The following is an 18,980-nucleotide window of genomic DNA, read 5'->3' as shown; positions in this document are numbered from 1 at the left end:
TCCGGTTCGTGGCGGTGCCGGCGCGTGAGCGGATCTCAGCGCCCCTGCGGACGCCGGAGGCCGGCGAGGATGGTGAGAGTGGTGAGGACGGCGCGCGTGATCCGGCTGTCCGGGTTGGTCAGCATCCACACCTTCGCCCGGCGCGCCCGGCCGGCGGCGGCGGTGCGGACCACCAGCGGCGCGTTCAGCGCCATGTGCGTGGCCGAGCGGTGGATGACCAGCCGGTCCACGTCCTGCCGCACGCCGAGCATCCGCGCCTTGTACTCTTCGCGCCCGCCGCCCAGGTGGAAGCGCCTGGCGCCGCGCGCGATGCTCTCGCAGACGGTGGTGTGGTAGCAGAGCTGGCCGAGGCTGTAGTCGTTGTAGGCCGGGTCGTGCGCGATCACCTCGGTCAGGAAGTCCTCGCCGATGTGGTAGGTGATCATGCCGGCGCACAGCCGGCCGTCCACGCGTGTCAGGTTCATCACGCCGCAGCGCCGGGCCATGCGCAGGATGCGCCGGGTCTCCGCCTCGTCGATGCCGAACAGCTTTCCCTTCGAGGCGATGCGCGCCTGGTTGAGCCGGATCAGCTCGCGGACATCCTCCTCGCGGATGGCCTCGCGCTCGCGGAACTCGTAGCCGTAGGTGGGCAGGTCGCGGGCGACCTTCCTGGTGCAGCGCTTGATCTTCCCGCGCGTCGCCTTGCCCAGGCCCGCCGTGTACGCGGCGGCGCTGGCCGGCAGCGTGATGATCCAGTTCTCCTTGGAATTGTGGAGCTGGACCGGGTAGGGCAGCGCCGACGCGTCGGTCTGCACGGCCTGGAAGCGGATCGCCCGCGTCGCGGGAAACGTGGCGAAGATGCAGTCGGCGAACCGGCACACCTCCTGCGCGTCGATGACGATGAACTCGTTCAGCACGTCCGCCACGCCGTCCGCAAGGCGGAAGACGAGAACGGCGGAGATCTCGCCGTCGGCGTGGGCGACATAGGTGCTGACGTTGTCCGTCGGCCGCGACGTCTCGAAGAACGCCGGCGAAGAATGGATGTGGCCGTACAGCCGCGACAGCTCGGCGCCGGCGAAGGAGGGGATTTCGTTGAGGTAGCACGACACACCCGTCGCGCCGGGCTTGGCCCCCGGCGCGTGCCGAGTGAGGGACACGCTGAACGACACGTCATGGCCTCCTTTGGCGTCAGACCACAGTGGCACCAGCCGCGCGCTATCGCGCCGGTCCGGCGTTAGGGGCGATCCTCGCCGGCCAGCTGCGGCTGGTGTTATGTTTTCTTAATTTGGGGCGATCTTCTCAACATTCCCGCCGCGAAGGAAGGTGGTGGACGTGGTACTCTGCTTTGGTAATGCGTCCTTCCTCCGCCCCCGTCGACGCTGCAACAGGACCGTCTCCCCAAGAATAACTAATAATTTTCAATGATATAGCCGATGTCTTTGGGCCCTGCCCAGGCGAGGAGCCGGGCTGCGGGCCCGCCGCCTCCCTCGCCTTCGCTTGATCCCGCCTTTCTTATGGTGTGGGGGCGTGCATTTTGATATCCATCTTTTTCTCTTCTTGTCCGAGCCTGCCGTGGATAATAGGTTCAGTCGAACGCGCTGGCGCCGTTCGTGTGGCCCGCATTTTTCGATAAGACGGGGGTGCGATGAAGGACATGAACGAGAGCCACGCGTTTTCGCCCGCCGCGGCACTGATGGGCGGGCTGGCGGATGCCGGCGTGCGGCCGCGGTTCGGCGAACCGACCTTCCGCGTCATCCTGACCCGGGCGCTGGAGCGCGGCTATGGCTTCGCCCGCATCGATGAGCCGTTCGGGATGGCCGGCGGGCGGGTGTTCTACCTTCGGCACGACGTCGACATCTCCACGCCGATGGCGCTGCGCCTGGGCGAGATCGAGCACGAGCACGGCGTGCGCGGGAACTTCTTCTTCCAGCTCAACGCCGAGACCTATTCCTTCTTCGTCCCGGAAACGCTGGACATCGTCGCCCGCCTGCGCGCCATGGGGCACTGCGTCGGCCTGCACATCGACGAGCTGCTGATCGGCGCCGACGAGCGGGCGATCGCCGACACCTTCGACTGGGTGACCCGCCGCATCGTGCCGATGGATCGCGCCGTCAGCTTCCACCGGCCCTCGCCTGAGGTGCTGGGGCGCCGGTACGGCGCCTTCGTCAACGCCTACGACGACCGCATCTTCGACGCCGGTTCCTACCTGTCGGACTCGCGCCGCAGCCTCGCCTTCCACGACACCCTGATGGGGTGGCTGGACGAGGGCCGGCCGCACCTGCAACTCCTCCTGCATCCTGAATGGTGGTGCGAGGTGGAGTCCGTCGCCGAGTTCTGGCAACGCCTCAGCGACCGGCGCACCGACCAGCTGCGCCGCTACATGACCCGGAACTTTCCCAAGGTGTTCGCCGCCCTGCTCGGGGGGGAGGAGCGGCGGTTCCGCATCTGATTACGACGATCCGCAGGGGATCCACAGGGGAGCATCGTCCAGCCATGAAAGTTGCTGCGCACCAGCCGAACTACATCCCGTGGCTCGGCTATTTCGCGAAGCTGGCCAGCGCGGACGTCTTCATCTTCCTCGACGACGTGCAACTGCCGCAGGGGCGCAGTTACGTCCACCGCAGCCGGGTCCACGCCCCGCCCGACGGCGCCTGGCTGTCGGCGCCGATCCGGCGGGAGGAGCGGCAGCTCATCAAGGACGTCCGCTTCGCCGACGAGGACTGGCGCCGCAAGCATCAGGCGACGCTGTTCCACACCTACCGCAAGGCGCCGTTCTTCGCCCCCGTGATGGAACTGGTGGAGGCGATCTACGGTTTTCCGACCGAGGGGCTCGCACCGTTCAACATGAATGCGGTGACGCTGATCGCCGGCTATCTCGGCCTGTCCTGCCGGTTCGAGCTGTCCAGCGCCTTCGGCGTGTCGCAGTCCAGCGACGACCGGCTGATCGAGCTGGTCAAGGCGGTGGGCGGCGACACCTACGTCTCCGGCGCCGGTGGGCAGAACTACCAGCACCCGGAGAAGTTCGCGGCGGCCGGGCTTGACCTGTGCGTGCGCGCGTACAAGCCGCGCCCTTACCCGCAGCACCAGGGCGGATTCGTGTCCGGCCTGAGCGTCCTCGACGCGCTGTTCAACCTCGGCCCCGGCGCCGTGCAGCAGCTGACCTACGAAGGTCTCCACGAGGCCGTCGCCGCCGGCTGAGCCGGAGCGGGGCAAGAAAGCGTGGAATAATAAGAGGTTCCATGTTATCTGAGGAAAAGGGCGCGGACGGATCCGGGGTGGCCGCCGCCCCGGCGAAGGCTGCATCCGCCCTGGGCTCGCGAACATGGCAAATCTACGGGAAAAGGGGAAGATCCCCCACCAGGAATGGCCGGCGATCCGCGCCCGCTACGCGGGTGGGGAGTCGCTGGCGAGCATCGCCCGTGACTATGGCTGCACCGGCCCAGCCATCCGCTACATCGTGAACCGCCCGGCCGCCGCAGCCGACGACGATCGGCCGGTGCCCGCCGCTCCGCCGCCGGGCCGCGCGCCGCGGCCGGAAGGCCGCCCCACCGAGACGCCGGCCCGCGCCGAACCGCCCGCCGCGGCCGGCATCGACCCGGATCTGCGCCGGCGGGTCAGCAGCGAGATCGCGTCTTTTCTCGCGGTGTTCGATTCCTTTCTTACGGAAAGCTCGCCGGACAGCTACGACCAGCTGATCGACGCCACCGACCGCCTGATGCGTGTCGCCGCACGCACCCGCATCGAGCTAGAGCGTGCGCGTACCGCCGAACACGCGCACGCGCGTTCCCGCCTCCTGACCCCCGCCTCCTGACCCCCGCCTCCTGCCCGTCGTCATAGGCCTTCGGGCCAGGTGAGTGTGGCGCCGCCGCAACGCGCGGCGAGATTGCGACAAGTTACCTAAAATGTCTCTCTAATTTGTCCGACTTTCGCCCCATGCCCTCGGACTATGGTCGTACCACGAACGGAGCCGCAGCAACGATCCGCGGTTCCCGTGGGACCAACACCATGGAGATGCCGGCCATGCGCACCGGATCTGGACTCGCCTGATCATACTGTCCCCGCCGCCCGTCGGCCGGCTGCCCTGACGCAGCCCTGACGCGCCGGCCGGGGATCCCGGAGCGAAGCAGCCGGGACCGGGGCACCCGCCCTCCATACCCACAACCGGATGCGCCCGAGAGGGCGCTCTCATCGGGATGCCCTTGCGCTCCCGATCGGGGCCTTGCGTCCGCCGCGAGCCCCTTTCAGCAAAGGAACACTTGAGCTATGGCTGATTTCTACGTCTCGACGACCGGTTCCGACAGCAACGCCGGCACCCAGGCTTCGCCCTTCCGCACCATTCTGAAGGCCTCGCAGGCCGCCTCGTCCGGCTCCACCGTGCACGTCGCGCCCGGCACCTACCAGGGCGGCTTCCAGACGACGACGAGCGGCGTGACCTACGTCTCCGACGTGAAGTGGGGCGCCAAGATCGTCCCCGGTTCCAGCAACGGCCGCATCGAGGCCTGGGACAACCGCGGCTCCAACGTCACCATCGACGGCTTCGAGATCGACGGCTCCGGCCAGACCGCCGGCACCCGCTGGCTGTTCGGCGTCTACACCACCGGCTCCAACTCGGTGGTGCAGAACATGAAGGTGCACGACATCGTGCGCGACTCCACCGCCTGGAGCGCCGCCAACACCGGCCAGGGCGGCGCCGGCATCATGGGCGACGGCTACTACGGTGGCTCGAACATCAAGATGCTCAACAACACCGTCTACAACATCGGGATGGCCAACCAGAGCAGCAGCCTGATCCACGGCGTCTACATGGCGACCAGCGGCGAGGTGAAGGGCAACCTCGTCTACCAGATCGTCGGCGACGGCGTGACCACCTGGCACGACGCGACCAACCTGAAGATCGTCAACAACACGATCTTCGAGGCGAACGGCGCGGGCATCATGATCGGCGCCGGCGACCACTACAAGACCAGCGGGCCGAACGACTACACGCAGGTGTCCAACAACATCCTGTACGCCAACACCAAGGGTCTGGAGACCTACGGCGAGGTCGGCACGCACAACACCTATTCCAACAATCTGGTGTACGGCAACGGCACCAACTGGATCCTGAAGAACGGCACGGCCACCGGCACGATCAGCGCCGATCCGAAGTTCGTGAACTACGTCGCCACCGGCGGCGGCGACTACCATCTGGCGGCCGGCTCGCCGGCGATCAACGCGGGCACCTCGACCAGCGCGCCGACCTACGACCTGAGCGGCACCGCCCGCGAGGGTGCGGTGGACATCGGCGCCTACGAGTACCACGCGACCACCACCACGCCGACTCCCACGCCGACTCCCACCCCGACCCCCACGCCGACCCCGACCCCCACGCCGACGCCCACCACCTCCAGCATCGTGATCAACGCGAACGGCTCCACGACCAAGGGCGCGAACGCGCACTTCAACGTGCTGGTCGACGGCGTGAAGATCGGCGAGGCCACGACCAGCTCCACCGCCAAGGACTACGCCTTCACCACCACCGCCACGCTGGGCGTCGGCCACAAGGTGCAGGTGCAGTACGACAACGACTCCGGCTCCCGCGACCTGTACGTCAACAAGTTCACGGTGAACGGCCAGTCGTTCGGCCCGACCAGCAGCATGGTCACCTACGACAAGGGGGCGCTGGACGGCAGGGACGTGGTCGCCGGCCAGCAGGGCATGTGGTGGAACGGCACGCTGGTGGCCAACCTGCCGGCCAGCTACTTCCCGGCCGCCAAGGCCGCTGCCGTCCCGGCCGCCACCGATTCGACCATCACGGTGAACGCGCAGGGCACCGCGGCGGACGGCGTCAACGCCCACTTCAACCTGCTGATCGACGGCCAGAAGGTGGGCGAGGGCACTGCCGGCGCCACGGCCAAGGACTTCACCTTCGCCTCCAGCGTCACCACCGACCAGGCGCACAAGGTGCAGGTGCAGTTCGACAACGACGCCACGATCAACGGCCAGGACCGCAACCTGATCGTCAACCAGATCACCATCAACGGCAAGGCGGTGGCGCCGACGGCGTCGATCGTGACCTACGACAAGTACGCGCTGGACGGGCAGGACGTGGTTGCCGGCCAGTCGGGCATGTGGTGGGACGGCACGCTGGTGGTGAACGCCGACAAGTCCTACTTCCCGGCGCCGGCCGCCGCTGCCGCCGCAGCCCAGCTCGACGTCTACGACCATCTGGTCGCGCAGTCCGCCCCGACCGCGGCGGCGACGACCACGGCCACCGCCTCGGCCGCGTCGTTCGAGTTGGCGGCGGTGGACGCCACGCACACGCTGGTCGTGGATCCGCTGCACGTGGACAGCGTCTACACTCACTGACGACGGCGCTGACGACTGGTATCCGCCGGGGCGGCGAAAAGCGCCGTCCCGCGGGCACCGCCCCTCAGCCCCGGTGGCCCCGCGCCGCCGGGGCTCTCGGCGTTCGGGCGCCGAGCCCGTTCAGCACCAGATGGGCGGCCGCCGGATCGGAGAAGGAGAAGCGGATGGTGACGCTGCCGTCGCGCCGGAAGCCGAAGCGCAGCCGCGGCGCGTCCACGCCGTATTCCTCGACGCGGCACCAGACGCTGGCGAGGGCCCGTTCCGCTTCGGGCAGGGACACTCCGCGCAGGCTCGCGTTCACCATGAGGCGGCTCCAGCGTTCGTGATGGGATGCCCCAAGTCATACCATGCGGATTTTCGCCGCCAGCAGCGCTCATCGGGAGAGCGCGCCCGTCGCTTCCGTGGCAAAGCGCGGCATCGGTACAGACGGCGGCGTCGATCTGTCTAGGCTGCCCGAGTAGAGGTTCCTAAGTCCATCGCGCCGCAAAGCAGAGGGGGGCGTCCGACCGTAGGGCGCGTGTCGCGATCTACCCCGCAATAGCGGCCCGATCGGCCCGGCGGTGGACGTCGGATCCGCCCGATGGCGCCGGCGTCAGCCGAGCGCCGCCGCGTGGTGGCGCAGGTGGTCGTCGATGAAGCTGGAGATGAAGAAGTAGCTGTGGTCGTAACCCGGCTGCATCCGCAGCGTCAGCGGATGCCCGGCCGCTTCGGCGGCTTGGCGCAGGGCGTCGGGCTTCAGCTGCGTGTCCAGGAAGCTGTCGGCGTCGCCCTGGTCCACCAGCAGCGGCAGGCGCTCCTGCGCGCGGGCGATCAGGGCGCAGCTGTCCCACTCCAGCCACCGCGACCGGTCCGGCCCGAAGAAGCGGCCGAAGGCCTTCTCGCCCCAGGGCACGGCCGCCGGGTTGACGATCGGCGCGAAGGCCGAGACCGAGCGGTAGCGGCCGGGGTTGCGCAGCGCGCAGACCAGCGCGCCGTGCCCGCCCATGGAGTGGCCGGAGATCGCCCGCCGGCCGGTGGTGGGCAGCATGGTCTCGACCAGCTCCGGCAGTTCCCACACCACGTAGTCGTGCATGCGGTAGTGCGTTGCCCACGGCTCCTGCGTCGCGTTGACGTAGAAGCCGGCGCCCAGCCCGAAGTCCCATGCGCCGTCCGGATCGCCGGGCACGTCGGGGCCGCGCGGGCTGGTGTCGGGCGCCACGATGGCGATTCCGAGTTCGGCGGCCGTGCGCATGGCGCCGGCCTTCTGCATGAAGTTCTCGTCGGTGCAGGTGAGGCCCGACAGCCAATAGAGCACCGGCACCCGTTTGCCCGCCTCCACCTGCGGCGGCAGGTAGACGGCGAACACCATGTCGCAGCCGAGCGCCGCCGAGCGGTGGCGGAACCGCTTGTGCCAGCCGCCGAAGCACGTGTTCGCCGCCAGTTGGGTCGGCCGGCCGTCGGTCGCGGTGTCCATGGGTACCTCTTCGGGTGGTCGAGGATGAAGAAGGTGTCCGGTTCGCGCGCGCCCTTCAAGGGGCAACCGACGCAACCCAGCGCTCCCCGCCGCCCGGTTGGCGAAGCGGGCGGGCGGGCCTAAGTGATGGCGGACGCCAACCCCGACTCCTCAGGTGGTGAGAACTCCGCATGCCGCCGATCTCCATCCTCGACCTCGCCCCGGTGCCGCTCGGCGCGACGCCGGCCGATGCCCTGCGCAACACGCTCGACCTGGCGCAGCACGCCGAGCGCTGGGGCTATCACCGCTACTGGCTGGCCGAGCACCACAACATGGTCGGCATCGCCAGCGCCGCCACGTCCGTCGTCATCGGCCACGTGGCGGCCGGCACGCGCAGCATCCGAGTCGGCGCCGGCGGCATCATGCTGCCGAACCACGCGCCGCTGGTCATCGCGGAGCAGTTCGGCACCCTGGAATCGCTGTTTCCGGGACGCATCGACCTGGGCCTGGGGCGGGCGCCGGGCACCGACCAGACGACGCTGCGGGCGTTGCGCCGGGATCCGGAGGTCGCCGAGCACTTCCCGCAGGACGTGCTGGAACTGCAGGCCCTGCTCGGCCCCTTGCAGCCGGGCCAGCGGGTGCAGGCGGTGCCGGGGGCGGGCCTGAACGTGCCCCTGTGGATCCTCGGCTCCAGCCTGTTCGGCGCCCAGCTGGCCGCCGCGCTGGGGCTGCCCTACGCGTTCGCGTCGCACTTCGCGCCCGACGCCCTGATGCAGGCGCTGCCGCTCTACCGTTCCTCCTTCACGCCGTCGCAGCAATTGCAGCGGCCCTACGCGATGGCGGGCGTCAACGTCATCGCCGCCGACACCGACGCGGAGGCGCGCCGCCTCTTCACCTCGGCGCAGCAGGCGTTCACCAACATGTTCCGTGGCACGCGCGGCCAACTGCCGCCGCCCATCGACGGCATCGAGTCGTACTGGTCGCCGCTGGAGAAGGTGCGCGTGCAGGGCATGCTGGCCTGCTCGTTCGTCGGCGCGCCGGACACGGTGCGCCGCGGGCTGGAGGATTTCCTGGCGCTGACCGGAGTCGATGAGCTGATGGTGGCCGCGGCCATCCACGACCATGGGGCGCGGCTGCGTTCTTACGAGATCCTGGCGGAAATCGCCCAGGGTCTGGCGGATGGGAAGGAGCGGCCCGCGCCGGAATGAGCGCGGCAGCTGCAGAAGGAGAGTGGTGCCCCAGGCCGGACTCGAACCAGCACGACCTTGCGGCCAACAGATTTTGAGTCCTGGGAACGAAGGCAGAACATGCCGGCGGAGGCCCGCTCACATCATGCGGCGCTTCGGCGCTGCACCGCTGTGACCCGCACGGTCCCGTTGATGCCGGCGGGCACAGGGGAGGATGCGGAGGGGAGGAGGCGCACCTCTCGACAGGCCGGCGAACTGCCGAGGTGAGCTGCTCGTTGTTCGGCGCGATCTCGTAAATGGCGCGAATCAGGCCGAAGGGGTAGGCAGGGCAGGAGTGTAGGATTCATCCAGAGAATCAAGCGCCTCAACTTATGATGTGTGCATTAAACCTGTGGTGATCGTGTTGAACGACAACCATAGCAAAATTGACAACCGCGCAGAGCTCAGACACTCTCGCAGCCCGCTTAAATCGGCATCGCTTGGGGGGCGGAGAAGGTCGTGGCCACAGCTCATATCAAAGTCGTCGCGCAGGCTGACACGTTCATGCGAATCGCGCGCGCCCGGCCGCTGAGCGCGATCGGCGAGTTGGTCTGGAATAGTCTGGACGCCGACGCGGAGGAGGTTGTTGTATACTTCGACCGCGATCAGATGGGGCTCAAAGGCATCATCGTTGAGGACAACGGCCTCGGCATGACGCCAACTGAGGCACAGGAGTATTTCGGCAAGCTGGGCGGCTCATGGAAGCGGCCAGGGGCTCGGACGAAAAAGCACCAGCGGGTACTGCACGGCAACCAGGGGCAGGGACGCTACAAGTCCCTGTCGATCGGCCGGTCCGTGACGTGGAAGCTCTTCTTTGAGGATGGGAACGGCATCTCCGAATTCACCGTCGAGATCCTCAGTACCGATCCTTCTCAGGTGCGCATCTCCGACGCCCAGCCGTCCAAGCACACGGCAACCGGTTGTATTGTGCAAATTCGCGATCCGCACAAGCAGTTCAAGAACCTTGAGGGAAACGAATCGGCACAGGAGTTGACCGAGCTGCTAGCCATCTACTTGGCGGACTATCCCGATGTGAAGGTGGTGTTCGCTGAGAAGCAGCTTGAAGTTACAAACGCCATTCAGAAGCAGTTTAAGCTTCGAGTTCCGGATGTCATGCTGCCAAGCGGAGAGCGTGCGCCCGAGAGTGAACTTCGTGTGCTGGAGTGGCGGCATGTTGACCGCCGCAGCCTCTTTATCTGCGACGCCCGCGGCTTCGCCGTACAGCAGGTATCCACCAAATTTCAGCTCAAGAAGCACTCCTTCTCGGCGTACCTCACCTCTCCATACCTAGACCAATTGGAGCAGGAGAATAGGCTTGCCCTGACCGATCTTGATCCACTTGCCGAACTGATCATCCATGTATCCAAAGATACCATCAAGGAGCATTACGAGGGCGAGGACAAGAAAGAGGCGGCTCGTCTTATCCAGGAATGGAAGGCGGCAAAGATCTATCCGTACGAGGATGCACCGAAGACCACTATCGAGGAGGCCGAGCGGAAAGTCTTCGAGATCGTCGCGGTCAAGATCCATACTGCGTATACCGAGCTAACCGCCGCCCCCAAGGTGGCGAAGGCACTCCAGCTAGAATTGCTGCGGCACGCCATCGAGACCGGCCCCAATCATCTCCGAGATCTCCTCTCGAAGGTAATTGAGTTGCCTAAGCGAGAGCAGGATGATCTTTCGAAGCTGTTGGAAGAAACTACCCTCTCCTCGATCATCGGCGCCGCAAAAATAGTCACGGATCGCCTCAAATTCCTGCGTGGCCTTTATCAGATCGTCTACGAGTATGAGAAGCACGGCCGCATCAAAGAACGCAGACAACTCCACCGGATCTTGGCTATAAACCCCTGGATCTTCGGCGAAGAGTTCATGGTCTCAACCGACGACCGCGACCTAACGGCGGTTCTGCGGGCGCACAAGAAGCATCTCGACGACGACATTGTCATCGACGTGCCGGTCAAGCATATCGACCAGTCCACCGGCATCGTCGATCTGATGCTTTCCAGACTTCTGCGGCGCCATCGGGCGGATGAGGTCGAGCACCTTGTCGTCGAATTGAAGCGTCCGGGCGTAGACGTTGGTGCGGACGAGATCACGCAAATAACGAAATATGCCAGTTCCATTGAGAGCGATGGTCGGTTTGCTATGCGCGACGGCATCGTGTGGCATTTTTGGGTGATCTCGGACAAGCTCGATAGCTACGGAGCGTATGAGGTAAAGAAGGACTCAACGGGCCGGGGGTTGGTGCGGGATACGCCGACTGCGAAGATATACGTAAAGACCTGGAGACAACTCATCGAGGAGTGCAAGGCACGATACCAGTTTATCCAGGAAAAGTTAAATTTTACCGCCAACGATGAGCACGCGATGCGCTATCTGCGGAAGGAACATGCGGCGTTGTTGGACGGCGTCGTGGTAGAAAGTGACCATTCCGAAGCGGAGTTGCTAGTGGGGGCTGTGGGCGATCCTGCGGAAAACTAAAAGTATGCAGGCTAATTGATATGAAAACGCCCGGCGCTTACACCGGGCGTTTCAAATTGGTATGGGAGGAGGGAGTCGAACCCTCCTTGCGGTGTTCCTCGGCCACCAAGCTGTTCTGCTATCACTTACTCGCGACGTAGCTGGCACTACCTTCCCGGTCCCATGGCACCGCGTGCTTCCCCACGTTCCTTGGCGATTGTTTCTGAACGCTCATTGCGTTGCTCCGACCGTTCTTCATTAGCAACCCCCTTGGAGACGTGACTGATGTTGTTTGCTGCTTCCATGTGAACCTCCACGTTCAACGTTACCGTTACGGTGGGATTTACGGGGTGCAGTACCAGCCACGCCACGATTGCTGCTCTTAGCAACTTGCTTGGCTTTTTGCCCGAGCTCGTTGTTCATTGGCTTATGTAGCAACCGAGGTATGCTTGTTCAAGGGCGATCTCCGTCCCCATCAGCCGGCCTAACCCGGACAGCGGGGACGAGAGATGGAGGAGGCCATAGTGTGTATCCGTACGAGACCCCAGTTCCATGCTGATGCGCATGCTGATCAAGACATAGCGCTATAGCGGGGATCCAGCGCGAAAGCGCCCGGATGCTGCCCCTCTACTTCGTTTCTTCCCGGTAGCTCTCCAGCGTCTCAAGCAGGGCAATGGCAAGGTGCAGGTCTTTGGCCGGCAAGTGCTGGCCGATCGCCTGAAGCCGCAATTCGGCTTCCAGGCGGGCGCGACTGATCGGCCGTTCGTCCCCGGCTCCCTCGAAGAAGTAGGTCATGGGCGCGTCCAGCGCGGCGGCGATGCGCTGGAGGGTGTCGATGCCGGTCAGCATCGCGCCGCGCTCGATGTTGGAGATCGTCTCGACCGCCTTATCGACTGCCTCGGCGAGCTGCTCCTGGGTGATGCCCTTGCGCTGCCGCGCCGCCTTCACCCGCGCCCCTATGTGAATCTTCAAGTCCATGGCTCGGCCCGCATTGTCAGTGCGGGAGACGGTCTCCGACCATGAGCCGTAGTTGCGTGTTAAGGCTGAAAGGCGCAATATGGGGTTGAGAGCGGCCGGTCAAGTGCAAGCGCGCGGATTCGCTTCGACCAGCGCATCGGCACCGCCCAGCCGGCGTCCAAGGGGGCGTGGCAGGCGGAGGCCGGCCATCGGCCACATCCGCGAGAGGAGGAACATCGTGCTCAAGAGAGGATTTGCTGCCCTGGTGGTGGCGCTGCTCGCCCTGCCGGCTGGCGCCCGTGCCGATAAAACGAGCGACGACATGATCGCCGCCATCAAGGGCATACTGCCCCACGCCTGCGAGGCCAAGAAAGCCCAGGCCGACAAGTTCAAGGCCATGGACGACGTGCAACGAGCAAGCGCGACGGGCCAAGGCGCTTATGAGCAAATCACCACCATCAAAGACCGCTTGGCCGATGCCCAGCGCCGCGAGGAGCAGGCGAACTTGGCGGCGAAGCCATATGGGGAGAAGTTGACCGCCCTGACCAAGGGGCAGCGGGCTACGCCCGAGCAGGAGGCGGCTGTGCGGCCCTGGTTCACCCGGATGCAGACGAACCCCTGCGGCAAGTGAGGCGTGCCCGGCGCCTCGATTCGCTCTACGGGCATGAGCCCGCCCCCTTGCCCCACGACATGGACGAAGAATGCTGAAGACCCGTAGAGACGCGGAGCGCGTCAGGGACGAGTGCAAGGAGATGGTCACCAAGCGCGCCTTGGTTTCCGGTGGCGCTTCAGCCATCCCGGTGCCCGGCCCCGACGCCATCGCCGACGTTGCCATCCTCTTGGAGATGATCCCAGAGATCAACCGCCGGTTCGAGCTGTCGCCCGAGCAGATCGACGGCTTGCCGCCGTCGCTCAAAGCCGTCGTCTACGCCATGATCAAGAAGACCGGCATGGGCTTGGCCGGAAAGGTTGTGACGAAGCAACTCGTCCTTCAGGTCCTCAAGGGTGTCGCCGGGCGGGTCGCCGTCAAGCAGGCCGCCAAGTTCGTTCCCATCGTCGGCAACGCGGTGTCTGCGGCGATCGGCTTCGGTGCGATGAAGTACGTGGGCAACCAGCACGTCGATGACTGCTTCGACGTCTGCATCAAGCTCATCGAGTCCGCCGAGGTGGAGGTCTGATCGTGCGAGGCTGCCTGCGCCGGGGATGTCGCCGCAAGCCAGGCCGCCCCGGCGAGGATGTCATGTGCGTGAACAGGGCCGTCCCGCTGCCGCGGGACGGCCTTCGTCATGCTTCAAGGAGGTCGATATGTACGAAACGGCTGTAACGAAGGTCTCGCGATGCGCCATGCAGGCCATCGCTGTGATCGGCGCCATCGGGGGCAGCCCGGCGTTGGCAGAGCAGACGGTGTCGTTGAGCGGCACGCTCGTCGCGTGTCCGGCCGGCGTCGGGGGCATCTACTGCCTCGACCGCGCCGACGCGAAGGGCGTCGTGAAGGTGCTGGATGACGGTGAAGACGCCCCGATGTACTTCATGCGCGATGTCGATGTCCTCATCACGCAGAAGACCAAGGTGACGGTGGATGGCGTTCTCAAGTCACCGTCTGCCTTCTCGGCGGAGAAGGGGTTGACGGTCAAATGGGCGAACGGGAAGACCGGGGTCGATCCTGGCCTCGTGATGACCAACGATCCCATCGACATCGGCGCTCCTCAAGCGGCCGTGGCGCAGCCGACGACGCTGGAGGAACTGGGCCAATTGGTTGCCAGCAATCAAGCCCGCGCGCTGGCGCTTTATGGGAGTGGGGCGGGCTTTGCGCTGCCGGGGAGGGTGGCGGAGATCAACGTCGAAGCCAACGATCGGGGGGAGCGCTTTGCTGGCGTGCTCATCGGGCCGCTTGATGGTGGACGCAACTTCAACGCCCTGATGTGGGGCGAGAAGGCCCGCGTCGTCTGCTACATCGATCTTGCTTCGGCATCGCGCCTCAGCCAGGGACAGCAGGTCACCGTGTCCGGTGCCATCGCGGATATCAAGAAGATCAGATACTACGACCAGTTCTGGAAGGAGTGGCGGGAACCCTTCATCGTCGCAAGTTACCCTTGTCGTCTATCTGAAAGCCGGTGACGTTAGCGGTCAATAGTTGGGGGGATTCGAGCACCTGTGTGAAGCGGGCACCGTGAAAGCGGGCGTCAGCCGCCCCTGTTGACCACCACGTGGACGTGCACCTCCACGGGCGGGCTCCGCTGGGCGTTGACGATCGCGACGGGCACTGGCAGGACAGGATGGGACGGTGCGCGACGCCCATCGACGACGGCGCGGACCAGCTCGACGGCGATACCCCGATGTGACCGGCACGTGCCAGTCGGTCCCATCTGGAGGCGGGGAGGACTGGGCGGGGAGGTTGCACAGATTCAACGAGAGGATCGGCTGTACCTCGGTTGCCGAACCTCTCACTCTGCCATCAGTTGTAGCATCCGTTCTGAATTATCACACCAGAGGCTCGCCTATGTGCCTATCCTCCGTGGGAGTTTCAGATGGTCTGCCACCTCGGCTTTGCTCAATCCGGAACGCTGCACTTCAACGTTTTTCCGAATGAGCCGATATACATCTGGAGACCTTGCGCCTTGCGCGGAAAGCAACTTTCGGCCGATGGCTGCGCCAAGCCGGCTCGTGAATTCGCGCTCTCCTTTTTGGGCTAGAGCTTCTACGAAGGACACGGCAGAAAAGCGGGCCTCCGAGTGGGTAAAAGCTTCAACAGCGTCGTCGATGCGAGAAGTGTCCCACTGGCCAGTCCACATTGCCAGAGCAATTGTTGCCGCTCGGATAGAAGGAGTATCTGATGGAGTTGTATTGAACGCGCTTTCATCCAACCTTGAAAGTTGCTGTGTGTTAGGGCCAAAGGCCTTTCCTACCGACAAGGCCAGAAGCGGTAAAAGAGATCTAGCGGATGGATCTAGGTTGAAAATAGTTATCAGCGCCCTCGAAGAAGCGGCGCGAGCTGTAACGGTATGATCGGCGTTGGAAGCAAGCGACCGAATTAGATGTGATATGCGCGTGTCGTCCAGAAAATTTGGTGGAAGAGATAGAATTCGAGAGAGAATTTCACTTGATGGAATTCGTTTCGATGCGACTGCGGATTCTAGAAACAAAATCACCTCATCACGGTGCTTTGCTGCGGTAGTTCCCCAAACCATACAGGCAAGGATGAACCTATCGAGCGAAGTGCTTCCATCAGATAAGTGCCGCAGCTCAAGGAGGGCCGGTAGCGCCGCTTCGCCGCTTCTCCCCTTTCTTATTGAGCCAGTTGGTGGCGCTCCAAAGACGGCGATGTCAGCGGCAATTCCATCCTTGTTCAGATTGTTTAGTTCATCCGCAGTTATGCCTTGTGTGACCCACCGCCGTTCAGCTGCTTGCCAAGCTTCTACGTCCCCATGCTTTCCGACTCTCACCTCCACGGCGCGGCGTATTATATCCTCCGGAAGCGCGCCACGAATAAGATTTGCTATAGGCCAAGGCAGAGGTACGTTCCGCACGGCGTCATTTACTGCCGGATCTGCGGCAATAGCTATTGCATTGGCCAAAGTCTCCTGGCTCGGATTGTTTGTGAATTCTCTTGCAGCTCTGAGGAAAGGCCAAGCAGGGTGTGCGCCAACGGGCGGTTGATCAAAGTGTAGCATTGCATTTAGCGACCGAAAGCGCAGAGTGAGATCGGTAGGCCGTCCATCAGAGGTAGATACGATGCAGATCGCATAGCCATTCTCGTCGTCACGAAGAATGGAATGCGAGTCTCCTTTGCTTCGAAGGCGAAGCAATGAACTCCACCGCCACAGTGCATCCGGCGCCGCGCGCCATTGTGCCTCAATAAAGTGACGCGAAAGTGTCGGGGCGGTCGGTAGCAGTCGTGGATCATCAATTGCGGTTAGAAATTCGCTATTGCTAAATGTCAAAGCACGGTCAAGGATAGAGATTGCCCATTTGCGCACCAATGTGTCTGATGAGTGACTAAGGTGAAGAAGTACTTTCATCGCCACTACTGCGGGATGCCCTCCGCCACTCAGTGCCAACAGCAGTTGGGGCTCTACGGCTCCAGTTACCCCAGCGTCAATAACATCAGCGAGTTGCTGAGCTGTACTTGGGAGGTTAACGTCAAGCAAGCGCATCGCTCTGGCCGCCAGTAGCCGGCGCTGAGCGGGGGCCGAACTAGCTATGCCCTCAGCAAGAATCTGCATTGCCAACATTGCGCCGCTGTGCACCAGCGCATCATCAGCATCACGGTCACCCGCATCGAGGGCGTCGAGGATCCCCAATATCTCCCCGTGGAAATCAAGCAAGCTAGCTGAAGAATATATCTTGCTGCATGCTATTTTGAAAACATGAAGCCAGTGCGTTCTGCCGGCAACTTCTTTGAGCCTAGCCCGGATGCGCTCCTCTGGGCTTGACATTATCCGGGCTGCTGCCATGAATTCTTGCAGAGAGCGCACGTCAAAGCCAATCTGCTTTTCTACATGGCACCTCAAAAATACGAGGCGCGTGGTTGCCAACCAAACAATTTCGCGCTCGAGTGCACCCGTAACGTCCTCATGACCACTGCGACCAAGCTGGCTTCTGACGAGTTCTGCAAATTCCTCGGGTGTCAGGAAAGCATTTGCATTAGCAGGCTCTTCGGCGCGCACATGGAGTAAGTATCCTGCGTCAAAATGGATGCGGTCGATATCGGCCTTATATGTACCAATGAGCCTTCCGTTCGATCCGCCCTTTGCGATTTCACGATCACGAAGGATCTCGTAATGCCTCTCGAAAAGCGTCCATTTGTCCTTCGGAATATTGTTCCGCGTTTCCACGAGCGCAAACAGCAATCCAACTTGAAGTGGGCTAATCATTAAAGGAGAGGTTGTCGGATCGGCTGCAGCTGAGCGTAAGCTGTCTAGCACCTCCATCTGCCTGATATCGTCTGATATTAGTACGTGAGCTAACCGTTCTGCAAATCGCATTGCGCTTGTAGTATCCAGCTCCTTCATTTTCCAATGGGACCAGAACCTTGGACTGAGTTCGTGATCATAGCCTTGTGGCCGGCTGGTGACGAGCAGAAGAGCGTCTGCGCGTATATCTTGGATTGTATCTACAAGGTCATTTATTGCTGTTATAACAGCTGTGCGATTTCCGCTCTGTGGGACTTCGTCTAACCCGTCAAGAATTATAATTGTTGGTGTTGCAGCCAACCATTGGCGCAACAACGATACTGAAACAGGCGCCTCCCCGGCGTCGCTCATCTGTGAAGATAAATGTTCAATTATGCTCAACTCTTTTCCAGCCGATACTGAATCACTGAGTTTGTCAGCAAAGCTAGGGAGTTCAACCTGGAAAGGGAAACGCGCCGGACCTCCAATTGAAACTCCTTCCTCACTTGCGCGCTTGATTACCTTGGAAACGATCTGCCGAATTTCAGATGTGTTAGCAGGACCATCAATTTGCTCAAGGAGTCGAGCACGGCAGAGTTGCGCGATGAATTGGCCGATAGTTGATTTTCCTTGGCCCGGTCCGCCCAGGAGCACTATGCGGCCCTTAAATAGTGTATCATCGCTGCCATCTGCGGTTTGCCATGGGTCAAGTCTGTCCGCGCAATGTTCAAAAACAAGTGCAGTTACATTGCTGGTCTGCGTTTGCTCGAAATCAGAATCGTCAACGTATTCATCATCGCTGAAGTCCTCTAGGTCATTATAGGAAACCTCAACGACTATATCGGCGGTGCTCACCTCGTGAAAGGTAATGTCCAAGTTCTCAAAATCAATATTGGAAAACCAAACATCATCTGTTAATGGAAGATCTACAAATACGTCCTCGATGTGCAGAGATTTCCCAGTAGCTTGGCCTGCATCTTTGGTCTTAATATCGCGCCCACGGCGCAGTTGCTTGCGAATTGCGCGCGGCATTACTTCGTCGAACGTGGGCTGAGCTAAGAGCTTCAGGTGTGCAGAAAGCACGTCTCCGGGCTGAACCCAGAAGCTAAAATATGTCCGCAATTCCGAGTGGTTGTTAAGAAATATCCTCAATGAATCAGCGTGCCAAACATGCGCGCCCTTTATGCCAAGTTTGGCGGACCAGGTTTTAAGTTGAGCTTCAACCTTATCGATCCCGCCAGCCCCTTTACCTGTTGCGTCAGCAGCGGATGCACTTAACTTGGCGTTTGTAACCAGTAGGTAATATTCTGGACGACGTAGCGCACGCTTAGCATCTTCGTACTTCGCCATTTCATCGTCAATTTGTGAAATGAGCCAAGTTGCGTCCGCTGCTGGCGTCGTCGAGTCTGCTAAATATTTAGCTTGGACAACCACATATCCGTTCCACTCGCGTCCATCCTCCACTAGGACGCGCCCTTCGTAAGTTGCTTCGCGGGCGCCGTCGCGACCCGCGCCGAAGATCTGTAGGCGACCACCAAATTCGGCGGCAGCAAGGGACTGTGCAAACCGCTCGAATGACTGTGGGGAAAAGCGCGAAAAGTCGTATGTCATTGATACTGTGAGCCAAATTGGAGTGGATTGGGCTAGGGGCGGATGGGATGGTATAGCCTGGATGAAGCCGTGGCA

14 protein-coding genes are annotated in these 18,980 nt (G+C 62.6%); 9 read left to right on the top strand and 5 right to left on the bottom strand.

Going from position 1 to position 18,980, the window contains the following annotated elements:
• Positions 1-35: 35 nt before the first annotated feature.
• Positions 36-1,148: a GNAT family N-acetyltransferase gene (locus TSO221_RS22610; RefSeq protein ID WP_158284180.1), complete on the bottom strand. Its 1,113-nt coding sequence runs from the start codon at positions 1,146-1,148 to the stop codon at positions 36-38.
• A gap of 476 nt (positions 1,149-1,624) precedes the next feature.
• Between TSO221_RS22610 and TSO221_RS35595 the strand changes: the two genes are divergently transcribed.
• The 4 genes from TSO221_RS35595 to TSO221_RS22595 all read left to right on the top strand — a co-directional run bounded on the left by TSO221_RS35595 (position 1,625) and on the right by TSO221_RS22595 (position 6,327).
• Complete coding sequence (locus tag TSO221_RS35595; protein ID WP_158284179.1) at positions 1,625-2,428, top strand: hypothetical protein; 804 nt, start codon at positions 1,625-1,627, stop codon at positions 2,426-2,428.
• A 44-nt stretch (positions 2,429-2,472) separates the two neighbouring features.
• Complete coding sequence (locus tag TSO221_RS22605) at positions 2,473-3,177, top strand: WbqC family protein (RefSeq protein WP_158284178.1); 705 nt, start codon at positions 2,473-2,475, stop codon at positions 3,175-3,177.
• A gap of 124 nt (positions 3,178-3,301) precedes the next feature.
• Entirely contained in the window at positions 3,302-3,790 is a 489-nt protein-coding gene (locus TSO221_RS22600) for a hypothetical protein (RefSeq protein ID WP_109120781.1), read from the top strand.
• 452 nt (positions 3,791-4,242) lie between these two features.
• Positions 4,243-6,327 (top strand): carbohydrate-binding domain-containing protein, encoded by a 2,085-nt coding sequence (locus tag TSO221_RS22595; RefSeq protein ID WP_109120780.1) that lies wholly within the window; start codon positions 4,243-4,245, stop codon positions 6,325-6,327.
• Positions 6,328-6,391: 64 nt separating this feature from the next.
• Here the strand turns inward: TSO221_RS22595 and TSO221_RS22590 are convergent, their stop codons facing one another.
• A complete protein-coding gene (locus TSO221_RS22590) occupies positions 6,392-6,631 on the bottom strand; it encodes a hypothetical protein (RefSeq protein ID WP_109120779.1) in 240 nt (79 codons plus the stop codon).
• 288 nt (positions 6,632-6,919) lie between these two features.
• Positions 6,920-7,780: an S-formylglutathione hydrolase gene (fghA, locus tag TSO221_RS22585; RefSeq protein ID WP_109120778.1), complete on the bottom strand. Its 861-nt coding sequence runs from the start codon at positions 7,778-7,780 to the stop codon at positions 6,920-6,922.
• A 170-nt stretch (positions 7,781-7,950) separates the two neighbouring features.
• Here fghA and TSO221_RS22580 point away from each other — a divergent pair, with 170 nt between their 5' ends.
• Together TSO221_RS22580 and TSO221_RS22575 are read left to right on the top strand one after the other, a co-directional pair.
• Positions 7,951-8,967 (top strand): LLM class flavin-dependent oxidoreductase, encoded by a 1,017-nt coding sequence (locus tag TSO221_RS22580; protein WP_109120777.1) that lies wholly within the window; start codon positions 7,951-7,953, stop codon positions 8,965-8,967.
• Positions 8,968-9,444: 477 nt separating this feature from the next.
• On the top strand, positions 9,445-11,466 hold the full coding sequence (locus TSO221_RS22575; protein ID WP_109120776.1) for an ATP-binding protein: 2,022 nt from the start codon (positions 9,445-9,447) through the stop codon (positions 11,464-11,466).
• 606 nt (positions 11,467-12,072) lie between these two features.
• Here the strand turns inward: TSO221_RS22575 and TSO221_RS22570 are convergent.
• Complete coding sequence (locus tag TSO221_RS22570) at positions 12,073-12,423, bottom strand: helix-turn-helix transcriptional regulator (RefSeq protein ID WP_109120775.1); 351 nt, start codon at positions 12,421-12,423, stop codon at positions 12,073-12,075.
• 217 nt (positions 12,424-12,640) lie between these two features.
• Between TSO221_RS22570 and TSO221_RS22565 the strand changes: the two genes are divergently transcribed.
• The 3 genes from TSO221_RS22565 to TSO221_RS22555 all read left to right on the top strand — a co-directional run bounded on the left by TSO221_RS22565 (position 12,641) and on the right by TSO221_RS22555 (position 14,520).
• Entirely contained in the window at positions 12,641-13,033 is a 393-nt protein-coding gene (locus tag TSO221_RS22565; RefSeq protein WP_109120774.1) for a hypothetical protein, read from the top strand.
• A gap of 70 nt (positions 13,034-13,103) precedes the next feature.
• Positions 13,104-13,580: a hypothetical protein gene (locus tag TSO221_RS22560; protein WP_109120773.1), complete on the top strand. Its 477-nt coding sequence runs from the start codon at positions 13,104-13,106 to the stop codon at positions 13,578-13,580.
• 127 nt (positions 13,581-13,707) lie between these two features.
• Positions 13,708-14,520, top strand: a complete 813-nt coding sequence (locus TSO221_RS22555) for a hypothetical protein (RefSeq protein ID WP_109120772.1) — start codon at positions 13,708-13,710, stop codon at positions 14,518-14,520.
• A gap of 380 nt (positions 14,521-14,900) precedes the next feature.
• Here TSO221_RS22555 and TSO221_RS35100 read toward each other — a convergent pair whose 3' ends face one another.
• Positions 14,901-18,758, bottom strand: a complete 3,858-nt coding sequence (locus tag TSO221_RS35100) for a hypothetical protein (RefSeq protein ID WP_146208879.1) — start codon at positions 18,756-18,758, stop codon at positions 14,901-14,903.
• Positions 18,759-18,980 lie beyond the last annotated feature (222 nt).

Source organism: Azospirillum sp. TSO22-1 (assembly GCF_003116015.1).
In the GTDB taxonomy this organism is placed as follows: Bacteria; Pseudomonadota; Alphaproteobacteria; order Azospirillales; family Azospirillaceae; genus Azospirillum.
Note: the sequence above shows the minus strand (reverse complement) of the source record. Positions and strands in the feature narration are given on the sequence as shown.

What these genes read in the sequence shown, in the direction of transcription:
- TSO221_RS22555 (WP_109120772.1), top strand. Translation starts at nt 13,708, where the DNA reads ATGTACGAAACGGCTGTAACGAAGGTCTCGCGATGCGCCATGCAGGCC.
- TSO221_RS22560 (WP_109120773.1), top strand. Translation starts at nt 13,104, where the DNA reads ATGCTGAAGACCCGTAGAGACGCGGAGCGCGTCAGGGACGAGTGCAAG.
- TSO221_RS22595 (WP_109120780.1), top strand. Translation starts at nt 4,243, where the DNA reads ATGGCTGATTTCTACGTCTCGACGACCGGTTCCGACAGCAACGCCGGC.
- TSO221_RS22570 (WP_109120775.1), bottom strand. Translation starts at nt 12,423, where the DNA reads ATGGACTTGAAGATTCACATAGGGGCGCGGGTGAAGGCGGCGCGGCAG.
- TSO221_RS22600 (WP_109120781.1), top strand. Translation starts at nt 3,302, where the DNA reads ATGGCAAATCTACGGGAAAAGGGGAAGATCCCCCACCAGGAATGGCCG.
- TSO221_RS22605 (WP_158284178.1), top strand. Translation starts at nt 2,473, where the DNA reads ATGAAAGTTGCTGCGCACCAGCCGAACTACATCCCGTGGCTCGGCTAT.
- TSO221_RS22590 (WP_109120779.1), bottom strand. Translation starts at nt 6,631, where the DNA reads ATGGTGAACGCGAGCCTGCGCGGAGTGTCCCTGCCCGAAGCGGAACGG.
- TSO221_RS22580 (WP_109120777.1), top strand. Translation starts at nt 7,951, where the DNA reads ATGCCGCCGATCTCCATCCTCGACCTCGCCCCGGTGCCGCTCGGCGCG.
- TSO221_RS35595 (WP_158284179.1), top strand. Translation starts at nt 1,625, where the DNA reads ATGAAGGACATGAACGAGAGCCACGCGTTTTCGCCCGCCGCGGCACTG.
- fghA (WP_109120778.1), bottom strand. Translation starts at nt 7,780, where the DNA reads ATGGACACCGCGACCGACGGCCGGCCGACCCAACTGGCGGCGAACACG.